The sequence below is a fragment of the Veillonella sp. oral taxon 158 genome (assembly GCF_018376515.1).
GTDB lineage: Bacteria > Bacillota > Negativicutes > Veillonellales > Veillonellaceae > Veillonella > Veillonella rogosae.
In genome coordinates, this window is record NZ_JAHABE010000004.1 from 121,724 (window position 1) to 136,454 (window position 14,731).

General features: G+C 39.4%; 13 protein-coding genes. 10 read left to right on the top strand and 3 right to left on the bottom strand.

Going from position 1 to position 14,731, the window contains the following annotated elements:
• Window positions 1-321: 321 nt before the first annotated feature.
• Entirely contained in the window at window positions 322-1,770 is a 1,449-nt protein-coding gene (locus KH364_RS04020; protein WP_273298704.1) for an aminoacyl-histidine dipeptidase, read from the bottom strand.
• A 314-nt stretch (window positions 1,771-2,084) separates the two neighbouring features.
• Here KH364_RS04020 and KH364_RS04025 point away from each other — a divergent pair, with 314 nt between their 5' ends.
• Genes KH364_RS04025 through KH364_RS04035 form a run of 3 tightly spaced genes read left to right on the top strand, consistent with a single transcriptional unit; the run spans window position 2,085 to window position 5,328 of the window.
• Window positions 2,085-3,536, top strand: a complete 1,452-nt coding sequence (locus tag KH364_RS04025) for a nicotinate phosphoribosyltransferase (protein ID WP_273298705.1) — start codon at window positions 2,085-2,087, stop codon at window positions 3,534-3,536.
• An 8-nt stretch (window positions 3,537-3,544) separates the two neighbouring features.
• Window positions 3,545-4,312 carry an NAD(+) synthase gene (gene nadE / locus KH364_RS04030; RefSeq protein ID WP_009352127.1) on the top strand — a complete coding sequence of 256 codons (768 nt, stop codon included), beginning with the start codon at window positions 3,545-3,547 and terminating at the stop codon, window positions 4,310-4,312.
• Between the two features lie 38 nt (window positions 4,313-4,350).
• Window positions 4,351-5,328 carry an asparaginase gene (locus KH364_RS04035; protein WP_009352004.1) on the top strand — a complete coding sequence of 326 codons (978 nt, stop codon included), beginning with the start codon at window positions 4,351-4,353 and terminating at the stop codon, window positions 5,326-5,328.
• Between the two features lie 329 nt (window positions 5,329-5,657).
• Here the strand turns inward: KH364_RS04035 and KH364_RS04040 are convergent, their stop codons facing one another.
• Complete coding sequence (locus tag KH364_RS04040) at window positions 5,658-6,434, bottom strand: adenosylcobinamide amidohydrolase (protein WP_009351950.1); 777 nt, start codon at window positions 6,432-6,434, stop codon at window positions 5,658-5,660.
• Between the two features lie 164 nt (window positions 6,435-6,598).
• Between KH364_RS04040 and KH364_RS04045 the strand changes: the two genes are divergently transcribed.
• The 3 genes from KH364_RS04045 (at window position 6,599) to yfbR (ending at window position 9,127) form a co-directional block, all read left to right on the top strand.
• A complete protein-coding gene (locus KH364_RS04045) occupies window positions 6,599-7,528 on the top strand; it encodes a mechanosensitive ion channel family protein (RefSeq protein WP_273298706.1) in 930 nt (309 codons plus the stop codon).
• A 23-nt stretch (window positions 7,529-7,551) separates the two neighbouring features.
• Complete coding sequence (locus tag KH364_RS04050; protein ID WP_273298707.1) at window positions 7,552-8,409, top strand: D-alanyl-D-alanine carboxypeptidase family protein; 858 nt, start codon at window positions 7,552-7,554, stop codon at window positions 8,407-8,409.
• Window positions 8,410-8,536: 127 nt separating this feature from the next.
• Complete coding sequence (gene yfbR, locus KH364_RS04055) at window positions 8,537-9,127, top strand: 5'-deoxynucleotidase (RefSeq protein ID WP_009351919.1); 591 nt, start codon at window positions 8,537-8,539, stop codon at window positions 9,125-9,127.
• Between the two features lie 215 nt (window positions 9,128-9,342).
• On the opposite strand, the gene KH364_RS04060 is transcribed toward yfbR, so the two are convergent.
• Window positions 9,343-10,227: a QueG-associated DUF1730 domain-containing protein gene (locus KH364_RS04060; RefSeq protein ID WP_273298708.1), complete on the bottom strand. Its 885-nt coding sequence runs from the start codon at window positions 10,225-10,227 to the stop codon at window positions 9,343-9,345.
• A gap of 166 nt (window positions 10,228-10,393) precedes the next feature.
• Between KH364_RS04060 and KH364_RS04065 the strand changes: the two genes are divergently transcribed.
• Genes KH364_RS04065 through yqeC form a run of 4 tightly spaced genes read left to right on the top strand, consistent with a single transcriptional unit; the run spans window position 10,394 to window position 14,726 of the window.
• Window positions 10,394-11,176, top strand: a complete 783-nt coding sequence (locus KH364_RS04065; RefSeq protein ID WP_009352146.1) for an FAD binding domain-containing protein — start codon at window positions 10,394-10,396, stop codon at window positions 11,174-11,176.
• Complete coding sequence (locus KH364_RS04070; RefSeq protein WP_009351984.1) at window positions 11,176-11,628, top strand: 2Fe-2S iron-sulfur cluster-binding protein; 453 nt, start codon at window positions 11,176-11,178, stop codon at window positions 11,626-11,628. Before KH364_RS04065 ends, KH364_RS04070 begins: the two co-directional genes overlap by 1 nt.
• A 2-nt stretch (window positions 11,629-11,630) precedes the next feature.
• Entirely contained in the window at window positions 11,631-13,925 is a 2,295-nt protein-coding gene (locus KH364_RS04075; RefSeq protein ID WP_273298709.1) for a molybdopterin cofactor-binding domain-containing protein, read from the top strand.
• A gap of 42 nt (window positions 13,926-13,967) precedes the next feature.
• On the top strand, window positions 13,968-14,726 hold the full coding sequence (yqeC, locus tag KH364_RS04080) for a selenium cofactor biosynthesis protein YqeC (RefSeq protein WP_105081578.1): 759 nt from the start codon (window positions 13,968-13,970) through the stop codon (window positions 14,724-14,726).
• The last annotated feature ends 5 nt before the right edge of the window (window positions 14,727-14,731 follow it).

Consider the following 14,731-nt stretch of genomic DNA (forward strand, 5'->3'; position numbering starts at 1 on the left):
ACACAGTATACACCCATAGGATAACACAGAAAATACTCCCTGGGGTATATATAAAATTACGCATATATCAGGAATTAACTGACTTTTTTAAAATTTATGGGATATATACTTTATATGAGTATACTGGCAAGTGTAGTTGATATTCATAATTATTTGTAAGTAAAAGGTGTATGCCTTATGTAATATATATGAAAACATACTCCTATTTGGATAAATATTTATTTACATATTTTGACAAATTTATAAAAAATCCCTCCTATAGATTATTCAGTGAGGGGAGCTCAACTGGATGCCCTATAGGAGGGATGGAGAGAGACTATATTATTGTAATTTTGCTAACAATGCTTTGAGGTATACATACACATTCTCTACAGATGGTAAGTGGACGCGTTCTGTAGGCGTATGTGGGCTTACGATTGTAGGACCAAAGCTGATCATTTGTGTATTTGGCAATATGCCTTTCAATAAACCACATTCAAGGCCAGCGTGAACAGCATTAACATTGGCTGGTGTCTCAAACATTTCGTTATGTAAGGAAATCGCTTGCTCTTCTAATTTAGAGCCTTTGTCGTATTCCCATGCAGGGTAACCGCCAGTGCGCTCTGCAGATACACCAAGAGCTTTAGCAAGAAGCATCATTTTCTTAGTCAAGAATTCAAGGCTATTGCTGTTGGAGCTGCGGATAGAAATTACTATTTCTAGTGTATGTGCATTTTCACGAACAATAGCGATATTGTTAGATGTTTCTACAAGGTTTGGAATGGATTTACTTACAGAGTGAACCCCATCTTGTGCAAGATAGATATACGTAATGAGTGCTTCTGTTGTGTCATCTGCGTATACTACCTCTGGAGTCGCTACATCTTCCACTACGAATTTGAGACCTGGGTCTGCGACTTCATATTCATGTTGGTATTGTTTTTCTTGGTATGCAAGTAATGCTTTAATGGCTGCCACATCTTCGGAGCGTACAGATAAAACAGCTACAGATTTAGATGGAATAGCATTATGCTTAACGCCACCTTCGAAAGATGCCAAGCTTACAGGATATTGTTGTTGAATATCATAGAGTACGCGAGTTAATACTTGATTGGAGTTTGCTCGCTGCTCGTTGATTTCGATACCAGAGTGACCACCTTTAAGGCCAGTTACAGTGATGGACAAGCCCGCATCATAGCCTGGTTGGTTGTTATCGCGTAACAATGGAATGTTTACATGTACGTGGCAACCGCCAGCGCAGCTAACAGTAAAATCATGTTCAACCTCTGTATCAAGATTGATAAGGTAATCACCAGTTACTTGACCTTCTTTAAGGGCAAAAGCACCGTCCATACCTGTTTCTTCATTAGTGGTGAACAATAATTGCATAGGGCCATGTTGTTGGCTTTCATCCTCCAGGATAGCGAGCATCATAGCAGCGCCCATACCATTGTCGGCACCTAAAGTGGTGTGATCAGCACGCATCCATTCGCCTTCGATGATATTAGCAATTGGATCTTTAGAGAAGTCATGGTTAGAAGCATGATCTTTTACACATACCATGTCAATATGACCTTGAATGATGATACTTGGGCGGCTTTCGTAGCCTAGGGATGCATCCTTCTTGATAACTACATTTAAGATCTCGTCTTGATGAGCTTCAAGACCTAGGTTTTTAGCAAAGTTTACGATGTAATCGCTAATGCCTTTTTCATTGCCAGATTCGCGAGGAATTTGGCTCATTTCTTTAAAAATTTCTAATACGCGTTTTGCTTGAACGATTGTTTCCATAATGGTACCTTTCATTCTCTTGTAAATCATATATGTATTATCTAATAAAAGCCTTATAACAAGTGCTATACAACAAGGGCTTAAGTGAATGATTAGTTCGCTTAGATTGCTTGTTTTAGCCTCTTATAGTAACGATTTTCACAGACATACATAGGGAATATATAAATAATTAGTTTATATATATAGTTATATCACAAGAATGATTATTAGCATAGCTAATGCAGATACTAGCTATATAGGAATTATATTGTATAATGATTGTATACGATTAACGATTTAATAAATCCATTCGATTTTAGAAGGTTGGTGAACTAATGCAACATGACAGTCGCAATATCAGTATGCTTATGGATTTTTATGAGATGACCATGGCACACGGCTACTTTACGAAACAAGAAGAAATGGATCGCGTCGCATTTGACGTTTTCTTTAGACGCAATCCAGACAAGGGTGGCTTCGCCATTTTTGGTGGTCTCGAGCAAATCGTTGAGTACATTTTGAATTTACATTTTGATGAACGTGACATTGCTTATTTGCGCGACCAAGGCATTTTTAGCGATGAATTTTTAGACTATTTGAAAGATTTCTCCTTCAAAGGTGATGTGTACGCATTCCCTGAAGGCTCTATTATTTATCCTAATGAACCGGTTATTACTATCGTAGCACCTCTCATAGACGCACAAATCGTAGAAACTGCAGTGCTTACTATGATGAACCATCAATCCTTAATTGCTACAAAAGCTAACCGTATTGTTCGTGCTGCAGATGGCCGAGTGGTAGCCGATTTTGGGGCTCGTCGAGCTCATAATGTGGATGCTGCCGTATATGGTGCGCGCGCTGCGTATATTGGCGGTGTAGCCTCTACTGCAACGGTGTTAGCGGGACAACAATTTGGTATTCCTGTGAGCGGCACTATGGCCCATAGTTGGGTTATGTATTACGGCTCTGAATACGATGCTTTCAAGGCTTATGCTGAGGTATATCCAGATAATGCTGTATTCCTTGTAGATACTTATGATGTATTAAATTCTGGTGTACCAAATGCTATTCAGGTTGCTAAAGATGTATTAGAACCTATGGGTAAACGCTTAAAAGGTATTCGTCTTGACTCTGGCGACCTTGCGTATTTGGCTAAAAAAGCACGTCGCATGCTAGATGATGCAGGATTAGAAGATTGTAAAATTATGGCTTCCAATAGCCTTGATGAATATACGATAAAATCTCTCCTCCTTCAAGGTGGTCCTATCGATATCTTTGGGGTAGGTGAAAGACTCATCACCTCTAAGAGTGATCCTGTATTTGGCGCTGTATATAAGATTGCAAGCATTGAGAAAGATGGTAAATGGGAACCTCGTATTAAGATTTCTGAGGCCGTTGAAAAAATTACAAATCCAGGTCTTAAAAAGGTGTACCGCGTATACAATGAAAAAGGTCGTGCCATTGCAGACTTAATGACTTTGCTGCGTGAGGTACCTGATACAGAAGAGCCATATCGCTATATTAACCCTGAGCAACCTTGGCGTGAATTATACTTTGAAAACTGTACTTTTAAAGAGATGAAACAGCTCATCATCAAGGACGGTAAATTGATTAAAGAGTTACCAACCCTTGAGGAAATTCGCCAATATGTTAAAGACCAATTGGCTAATGAAATTTGGCCTGAAGAACAACGTTTTGAAAATCCTCATCGTCATTACCTTGATATGAGTCTAAGCTATTATCAATTGAAACTTGATTTATTGAACCGTATTTATCGGAAAAAATAGGAGGGCCTATGTTAGAAAATCCACAAGCTATAAAGGATGCCCTCATTCAATGGATTCGAGATTACTTTAGTCAAAATGGCCCCACTTGTAGTGCCGTTGTTGGTATCTCAGGCGGTAAGGACTCAACTATTGTAGCCGCTCTTTGCAAAGAAGCCTTAGGGGCAGATAGAGTAGTAGGTGTTCTCATGCCTAACGGTGTTCAATCCGATATCGACGATGCCAAGGCTGTAGTAGAGCATTTAGGTATTCCTCATATAACGGTTAATATTGGTGCTGCTTACGAAGCCTTAACGCAAGCTATTGTTCAAGGTGAAGGCTATGACGTTGTAACGGGTAGAAACGATTTGTCTCGAGATGCAGCTATTAATACGCCGCCTCGATTACGAATGGCGACACTCTATGCAGTGGGACAAAACTTGCCGAACGGCGCTCGCGTAGCTAATACTTGTAATGGCTCGGAAGATTACGTTGGATATTCTACAAAATTTGGTGATAGTGCAGGTGATTTTAGTCCTCTTGCACGACTCGTTGTAGAAGAGGTACGTCAAATTGGTAAGCTTTTAGATATTCCCGCATATTTAGTAGATAAGATTCCTAGCGATGGTCTTAGTGGTCAGTCTGATGAAGATAAACTAGGCTTTACTTATGCTATGTTGGACCACTATATTAGAACTGGCGAAATTGAAGATTTAGCAACGAAGGAACGTATTGATCGTTTGAACCGCATCAATAAACATAAATTAGAAATGATGCCGTCCTTTAATCCAAATATTTAACAACATTAATTGCTTTATATTTATATAGTGGAGGTAATATGGAGAACAAAATCGCTTTGATAGGTACTGGTGGAACGATTGCAGGGCAAGGTGCTTCTGATACAGATTTGACAGGTTACACAGCAGGCGTACTTGGACTCGATGAAATCTTAGCCTCTGTACCTGGCACAGAACCATATGGCCCATATACATATATTCAGTTTAGTAATATTGAAAGCTCCGATATTACTGTAAAACACTGGTTAGACTTGTCTAAGCTAGTGCAACAATTAGTTGATCAAGATGATATTGGCGGTGTTGTTATTACTCATGGTACTGATAGTATGGAGGAAACAGCATATTTCCTTAATCTTACTGTACATACTGATAAGCCTATTGTCGTTACTGGTTCTATGAGACCAGCCGGTGCTATTAGTGCAGATGGTCCTATTAACCTATTACAAGCTATTCAAGTGGCAAGAACTCCTGAAACTGCAGGCAAAGGTGTAGTAGTCGTTTTAAATGGTTATATTGATGGTGCACGTGATGTGTCTAAATGTAATACGACAAATGTAGCGACCTTTGATAGTCCATTAGTAGGACATCTTGGCATCGTACAAGATGGAATAGCTCATTACTATAAAGCTTCCACTCGTTGTCATACTAAAGATTCTGAGTTCGATGTAAGGGATCTAAAAGAATTGCCACGGGTAGTGCTTCTAACTTGCTATGGTGGTATGGATGATATGGTGCCTATGAGTGTGGTTGCTACAAATCCAGATGGCTTGATCTTAACTGGTCTCGGTCATGGCACAATTCCACAAAATGTACGCCAAATTACTCAAAATACGAAGTTCCCAACAGTACGTGCCTCTCGTACGGGCAGTGGTATGGTGTCTGCGGTTCCTCAAGATACATTGGCAGGGTATCTCGTAAGTGACACCTTGAGTCCACAAAAGGCTCGCATCCTATTAATGCTAGGTCTTACAAGAACTAAAAATCTTAAAAAGTTACAACAATTCTTCTATAAATATTAATGGATTGATGAATAGACAAATGAATATCTAAAGTAGCTATTTATAGTTGAAGAAATGGTCTACCATAACTAGCCTTAATATAATTATTTAGTGAAATTGAAATAGAATCTCAAAATTTAATTTGATATTCATTTTCAACTGTTATATTATGTATAACAGTTTTATATGCAATAAACCGCACATCCCGATCGCCTAGGATGTGCGGTTTTCATTTGAGTATTATCTTTTTTCTTATAAGCAGTATATTAAATGATATATTGAGTGAGCGATGGATCTAATGATATATCGTTTCATCCAATAATATATCGTTTGTAGAGCATGTGATATATTTATTCAGCGTCGATAGCATTTTCTAATGCTCTTTGTACGCCTACATAAACTGCTTTTGCTAAGGTGTCCCCAAACAAGGAGAAGGTGCCTGCGTCGGTTAAGACGTCACCATTTGTATCGATGGTGAGAATGACGCCATCTGTAGAGGTACCAGTAGCAGTGGTGTTGCGTTCTTTTGTGAGTGCATCAGGAATATCCTCGTTCATAAATGGATAGAGTTTCACACTTTCAGCGCCCCAATCTTGGAGGGCTGCAGTTTTAGCCTCTGTAATGGTCATCATAGCTTTCACCATGGCGCTGTCAGTTAAGGCCTTATTCGTAAAGACGAGGATGTTGATTGTGCCAGGCGTTACAAACGCTCCGTCCCGTTCTTCATAGCAATACCCTGTGCCTGCACGATGGGCTGTTTTTTCATAGCCTGCAGTAACGATAGTCTCTACGATAGTATCTTTTTCCTCGACCTTAGCATAGGCGTGTAGTGTCATTGTAGCAGATGTGAGAAGCGCTGTACTAAAATGGACTGGCGTATCGATTTGCTCGAACTCTTGTGCTAAATAGTTGGCTACCGAGCCACCTGGTAAATCTTTTTCTGTTTCGATTTGATATGTTAATTGTTGGTTGCGCACAGCGAGTGTGTGGTGATAACCACCGTTTAATTGTCCGCTAGACAGGGAATAGTGAATATCGTCAAAGTGCACTGTAACGGAGTGTAGCTCCTTGGTTATATAACCACCGGTAGCAAGCTCTTGTGGTGCTTCGTATGGATTGTTTAACATGTAAGTCTCCCTAGATTTAGATTGTTATATATGTAATATAACGATATAATAACTTTACTATATCGTGTAAAATATATTTATTAAATTATAGCATATATGTTTATGATGACCATATTAATAGATGCGTTCAATCATTTATGTAGTTTTATTATTGGAGGTTTAATATGGGTAATATTTTTTATTCTGCATCAGAAATACTGTTTAAAGATGCGAATGTATTGATTCAATTTCGAGATTGGTTCTTTTCTCAAGCTGGCAATATATTATTAGCTCTTATTATATTTTGGGTAGGTCGTTATGCTATTAAATGGGTAAAAGCCTTTGCTGTACGTATTATGACTAAGGCCTCTTATGACTCTGCTGCGATGAGCTTTATTACACAGATCATCAATTATGCATTGCTAGTAGGTCTAATTTTGATTTGCTTAAATCAAATTGGTGTTCCTACTACATCCTTTGTAGCTGCCTTTGGTGCCTTTGGTTTAGGTATTGGTTTGGCCTTACAAAGCAATTTATCTAACTTGGCATCAGGCTTATTAATTCTTATATTTAAGCCTTTTAGAGCAGGTCATGTTATTCAAGTTGGAGATACTATAGGTAGTGTTAAGTCTATTCAATTTATGTATACTATTATCACTACTAAAGATCAAAGAAATGTGTATATACCAAACTCTATCCTTACTTCCCAAGCTATAACTAATATTGCTTATACTCACGAAAGAATTATCCCGTTCGTCTTTGATATTGGTTATAACAATAATCATCATGAAGCAATTAAAATCTTAAAAAATATTTTTGCTGCTGATAAACGTGTACTCAATCCTAAAAATATGGAAATTGGTATTTCTGAATTTGGCGATAACTCTGTACGCATAGCTGCCTATGCACGCGTTAAGTCGAAAGACTTCTTAGATGTGCAATATGGAATTATGTCTGATGTAAAAGATGCGTTCGATAAATATGGTATCGATATTCCATACCCTCAACGTGTAGTGTATATTCAAAATGTAGATAACTCTACTGGTGAAATCAAAGGGACTAAGAAAAAGGCAACAGGAACGAATATCGCCATTGATGATAGTCAAGAAAGTTAAATGTAATGTAGAAAGTGAGATATATGATATCTTTAACAACGAATTTGTTTACGATGTGGAAGCGAATTGTTTTCGTGATAGCCTTTATAGGGGGTGTTTTACTGGGTTCTAGTATTTCCTATGCGGCATATATTGCACCGCCATCTACGGTCGGTGAGGCGGTAGTCCTCATTGATGCGGATACAAAGGAAATTTTATTTGCTAAAAATCCTGACAAATGGATGCACCCAGCGAGTACTACAAAAATGGTTACCTTGTTAACGGCACTAGAGCTTAAAGGTACTCAACTTGATGAATTAGCAACTATTAGTAGCTATGCAACGAGCATGGAAGAATCTAATCTAGGCGTTCGTGTAGGTGATCAAATTACATTAGAAGCTGTTATCGAAGGCATGATGGTTGCCAGTGGTAATGATGCGGCCGTTGTAGTAGCAGAAAATGTAAGTGGCTCTGTAGAAAAATTTGGTAAAGATATGACTCGTATTGCTGCTAAAGCAGGTGCAAAGAATAGTGTGTTCCTAAATCCACATGGATTAACTCAAATGGGGCATCACTCTACGGCTCGTGACTTGGCGATGATTGCTGCGTATGGTATGAAATACCAAATGTTCCGCGATAAGGTTGCTAATGATTACTATAAGGTGCCATACCAAAATCGTGCACCCGTAACAATTCGGACAACGAATCATTTCATTCGCAACAAATATCCTGGTGCCAATGGTTTGAAAACAGGCTTTACGAATGCGGCAGGGGAATGTTTAATTGCATCTGCTACGCGTAATGGTCATACTATGATTGTAGTTATGCTTAATGATGATAATCGTTGGGAAGAAGCTGTACAATTCCTTGATTACGGCTTTAAACTACGGGGTGTAATTTAATTGACTATGATTCGAGTATGGTTAGCGCAAACCTAGAACATGCGTAGTATAATTTATGTTATATAGTTAAATTAATAGTATTAAAATAGGTCCTGCACTGCAGGACTTATTATGTAGTGGGGGATATATGAGTTCGTTTTTTGCCTTTTTAAAACGCATGCGCTTTATTAATCGATGGAGCCTTATGCGCAATACAGAAACAGAAAATATTCAAGAGCATAGCTTTGAAGTGGCTATGGTAGCTCATAACTTGGCAGCTCTGAAGAACGAATACTTCGGTGGCAATGTAGATATTAATAAAGTCGCGGTTATTGCCATGTACCATGAGGTGAGTGAAATCTTTACAGGCGATATGCCAACACCTATTAAGTACTTTGATCCCAAATTACGTGAGCTTTATGGTGAAGTTGAATCTTTAGCACAAGAAAAGATGCTCTCTACCTTGCCAGAACGATTGCAATCTATTTATAAACCTATAATCGTAGATGCTGAAGATAGTCCTGAATGGCCTATCGTAAAGGCAGCAGATACGATTTCGGCATATATGAAGTGTGTGAACGAACTGAAGGCAGGAAACGACGAGTTTAAAGAAGCACATGACTCCATATTAGTAAAACTAAAAGCTCTCAACATGCCCGAGGTAGATATGTTCCTTGAAACCTATATGCCAGCCCTTGGTAAGAGCTTAGATGAGTTAAACTATTACGAAATAAAATAATGATTAACTAAATAACAAATAAAAAGAGACGACCATGAACTGCACCTCCAAAAATTGTGTCCAATTTTTGGGGTGCAGTTCACCAGAGGTCGTCTTTTTTTATTCTCGAAAATATTCACTTCTGGAGTATTCGTAGTGCTTATTTGTCTTAAAACAGAAAATAGCTATAACATCTTAGTAGATGTTATAACCATTTTACATCTTAAATAATGTTTTTATAACATCTTTTTAGATTCAATAATTTCTTGATTTCTCATTAGTATTTTTTTGCCACGCCATGAGAAGGCACGAGGTCCGTATTTAGCTTTGAACTCTTTGTTCGTTAGTGAATCTAATTCATCTATATCAATGTACGGTTCTACTGATTGGAATTCTGGAATTGGTGTAGTAGGAATGTCTTTGTTGTGCGGGCACACTTCTTGGCACACGTCACAGCCAAATACGAGGGGCGTTTTAGCTATGATATGCTCCTCCTCTAAAGTAAGTTCTCCTTTTTTCTGGGTTAAGTAACTTTTACAGGTGTCGAATTTAAACTCATCATGCCCTAAGCATTGACCTAAACAGGCAGTAATGCAGCGATTACATTCCATGCAGGATTGAGTTAGTGGAGTATCAGGTTCTAGTTCTAAGGTTGTTAAAATCGTTCCAATCATCACATAAGAACCCCATTTAGGGCTGATGAAGCAATTATTTTTGCCGTAAAATCCGAGACCTGCTAAGTATGCCATGTAACGATCGGCTAAAGGGGAGGTGTCACAATGAATAGAGAACTGTGCGTCTGTATTCATTATTTGTAATTTTTCAATAAGCTTTTTTAAATATTCATTGATGACTAGATGGTAATCTTTGGCCCATGTATAGCGAGATAAATTGGAAGGAGATTTATGCTCTACATAGTATGGAAAAAGACAAACAATTGCACTTTTAGGTGTAAAAAGGGATGTTCCTAATAGTCTTTCCTCTACATTGGCAGCCGTAAAGGGACATGGATTACTTTCGTATAAAATGGATTTTGCATTCTCAGGTAGTGGCCAAGATGCGACACCAAACTCATAAATATTCAGTTCTTTGCAAATTTCTTGTAAATTTATATATTTCATCGTAGATTTCATAGCGAATTATTGGTACAATAAAAGTATAAGAAATGTGAGGAATTTCTATAGATTTTAATGAGTTCCTTCTAGGTTTGTAGTTCGATGATATTTGCATTTTTATGGTTATCATCTAAGTTCTGTTAGTATTAGTATACCATTGAGAGGACAGATTATGTTAGCATTTATGAAAGTATTACAACCGAAGACGGTGGAAGAGGCTTATGAATTAGCCACAAAAAACAAAACTGCTCCAATGCTAGCTGGCGGTTGCTGGTTGCGTTTAGGTCGACGCACATGGCCATCAGTGATCGATATGGCAAGCCTTGATTTGCGTTATGTTCGTGAAGAGGAGAACGAGTTTGTAATTGGCGCTATGGCGACACAAGGAGATGTGGAACGTTTTGAGCCATTACAACAATTCTGCGGTGGTGCCGTAGTTAAAGGCGTTAAGGAAATCCTTGGCGTTCAATTCCGTAATACAGCTACTATGGGCGGCTCTGTAGCTAGTAGATTCGGCTTCTCCGATATCATTCCTGCATTGTTGGCAGTCCATGCAGACATCGTTACCTTTAAAGGTGGTCGCATGTCCATGCAAGACTATATGACGTATAGAGAACGTGATATTCTCATGGAAATTCGCATTCCTAAAGTAGATGTGCCTGTAGCTGTGGAAGCACTTCGCATCTCTCGTGGCGATTTCCCAGTGTTGACAGGTGCTCTTCGCCGTGATGACAAAGGCGTTGAAGTGTACATCGGTACAAGACCTGGCGTGCCTCAATTAGCAGAAAAAGCAAGTGCTTTGTTTTCAGAAAAAGGATTATCTGCAGCAAAAGAAGCAGGTCAATTGGCATCTGAAGAATTAGTTTATCAATCTAACTCCCATGCGTCTAAAGAATACCGCATGGAAATGGTGAAAGCAATGGTTCAACGCTTAGCTAAGGAGGTGGCACAATAATGGAACTCGTACTAAATATTAATAATAAAAATGTAACAGTTAATGTGCCAACTGACGAAATGTTGTTGGATACATTGCGTAATCTTGGTTATTATAGCGTACGTTGTGGCTGTGATACAACAAACTGTGGCCTTTGTACTGTATGGGTAGACGACGAAATCGTATTATCTTGTGCATATCCTACATTCCGTGCACCAGGTCATAAAATCACTACATTAGAAGGCTTAGAAGAAGAAGCTGAATTACTAGCAGCTTGCATCGCTAGTGAAGGTGGGGACCAATGTGGTTTCTGTACAACTGGTATGATGATGAGCGCTATCAATTTGAAACGCAAAAATCCAAAGGCTAGTGATGATGAAATCCGCGAGTACCTCATTGGTAACTTGTGCCGTTGTACTGGCTATGAATCACAACTTCGAGGGGTTCGTAAATTCTTAGAAGGAGGCCTATAATAATGAAACAGCACATTGGTAAAGCTTATGACAAAGTTGACTCTAAAGGTATTTTGACGGGTAAGCCGTCCTATACAGGCGATTTTGTTCCAAAAGATGCGCTCGTTATTAAGGTTCTTCGTAGCCCTCATGCACAGGCGCGCATTAAATCTATTGATACATCTAAAGCTAAATTGATCCCCGGTGTAGAAGCTATCTTTACACATGAAGATGTGCCTAACACTCGTTTCACATTAGCAGGTCAAACATACCCAGAGCCATCTGCTTATGATGCGCTTATCTTAGACCCTGTAGTTCGCTATGTAGGCGATGAAGTGGCTCTCGTAGTAGCTAAAGATGAGGCTACAGCTTTAAAGGCTATGCCGCTTATCAAGGTTGAATACGAAGTACAAAAACCTGTACTCGATATGCATACAGCTATTGACCATGAAACAGTAGTGCATCCTGAAGATGATATTCATAACAATATTCCTGTAGGTCAAGACTATAAACGCAATATTTGTGTATCCTATCACAAACGCGTAGGTGATGTTGAAGCAGAACTAGCTGAATGTGATTATGTAGTAGATGGTACTTACTTTGACCAGGCTACACGCCAAACAGCAATGGAACCATTTCAAAGCTTTGGTTATGTAGATGCATTAGGTCGTGTAGTAATTGTATCCTCTACGCAAATCGTATTCCATGTTCGCCGTCACATCGCACGTGCTCTTGGTATTCCAGCTACTAAAGTTCGCGTATTAAAACCTCGTATCGGCGGTGGCTTTGGCTCTAAACAAACGGCTTGTACAGAAATTATGACAGCCTTTGTAGCATGGACATTGAAGAAACCTTGTTACCTTTTATATGATCGCACAGAATCGCAAACTTGCTCTACTACACGTCATGCTCGTGAATGGAAAATCCGCGTAGGTGCTACAAAAGACGGTATCATCAAGGTTATCGACATGGATTCCATCACAGATGCAGGTGCTCATGCAACTCACTGCTTCACGACAACTACGGCAGGTGAGCATAAATCCGTACCATTGTACAATAAAGCAATTGCTGTTCACTACGGTACAGAAGGCGTTTACATGAACCATACTCCAGGCGGTGCCTTCCGTGGTTATGGTGCTACAGAAGCGTTATGGCCATTAGAGTGTGCTGTTAATAATTTGGCGGATAAAATGGGCGTTGACCCTGCTGAATTGCGTCAAAAGAACTTGATTGCTCAAGGTGAACAAAGCTTGGTATACGCTCCAGATGAATATCTTGACTCTGGTCTATTCCAAGATACAGTAAACCGCGTAAAAGAAATGGCTCGTTGGGATGAACGCCCTCATTCTTGGGATATCGATGAGCGTTATCGCGGCGGTCTTGGCATGGCATTAGCGTTGCAAGGTTCTGGCGTTGCTAATATCGACGTAGCATCTGTAGAAATTCGTCTTGGCGATGATGGTAACTACACATTGTACACTGGTTCTTCCGAAATGGGCATGGGCTCTAATACTGTATTGACTCAAATGGCCTGCGAAGTAATCGGTTGTCCTATGGAATATATGACTGTTGTTGAATCCGATACAGATATCGTACCATTCGACCCAGGTTCCTATGCGTCTAGTACAACGTATGTAACTGGTACAGCTGCTAAGATGGCTGCTGAAGAATTGCGCACTAAAATTATCGCTAAATTCGCAGAATTCTTTGAAACAGATGTTGAAAATGTTGAATTTGATGGCGTTGTAGCCACAACAAAAGATGGCTCCAAAACTATGGATATCCATCAATTAGCTCCGAAATTATTAGTAGGTGTTAAAGCAGAACAATTATCTGGTTTCGCTACATGGGGCAGTCATACATCCCCACCTCCATTTATGGCATCTATTGCAGAGGTAAAAGTAGACAAACAAACTGGTAAGGTTATTCCTCTTCACTTCTATTCCTGCATCGACTGCGGTACTGTTATTAACCCTAAATTGGCTCGCGTTCAAGTTGAGGGCGGTGTAGTACAAGCAATCGGCATGGCGCTATATGAAGATGTACGCTATTCTAATAATGGTCGCTTAGAGACTAATAACCTTATGACTTATAAAATTCCAACTCGTCAAGATATCGGTGAATTACATACAGACTTCGTAGAGTCTTATGAACCAACTGGCGGTTTTGGTGCTAAATCTATTGGTGAAGTTGTTATTAACACTGGTTGTCCAGCTATCCAACATGCTATTAAAAATGCAGTTGGTGCGGATGTTCGTACATTACCTATGACACCTGAGAAGGTATTTATGGCTATGGACGAGAAATATAAAGTATAGAGAGTTTTAATTTCTTGTTACTTTCTAAGGAGGCCTGGTTCTATGACATCACAAACATCCTATTGGAATCGACTGATTCAGCCGGGAATCGTTGCCCTTGTTGGGGCAGGCGGTAAAACGACTGTGCTTTCAAAGCTAGTAGAATATGGACGGCTGAAAGGTCAGCCCATCGTAGTTACGACTACGACTCGACTTTATGAATCTCAGGTTGCTCATTATAAACCGATTTATACTCAAAATATTAATGAAGCAGATGAGTATTGTACTGATCGTGTATTACATGGTTATTGTGGTGCGTGGTTCTCTGGGATTACAGGAACAAAAGTAGACTCCTTAGATTGTGATCTTATCGATGGTTTATCCAAGTTACATCCTAACTGGCAAATTGTGGTAGAAGCAGATGGGGCGAAGGAAAAATGGCTCAAGGCGCCTAAGACGAGTGAACCTGTTATTCCAACCCTTACAAAGACTACGATTGGTCTTGTTAACCTACAAATGCTAGGGGCTCCCCTTGATGATGAGCACGTACATAATATTGAGCTCGTTCAAGATATCGTAAAGCGCGATATGGGGGCTATTGTAACACCGCGTATGTTGGCTGATCTTGTATTACACAAGCAAGGTTTATTCCAATACAGCAAAGGGAAAAAAATCCTATTCTGTACTGGTTATGAAACAGTGCAACATCGCATCATCGATGATTTTATTGATCATATTGTGGATAGCGATATTTCTGCTATCATCTTAGCTGATGGATATAAAGCAAGTTGCGAAATCCGTCGCATCATTCAATGTCGGTAGGTACT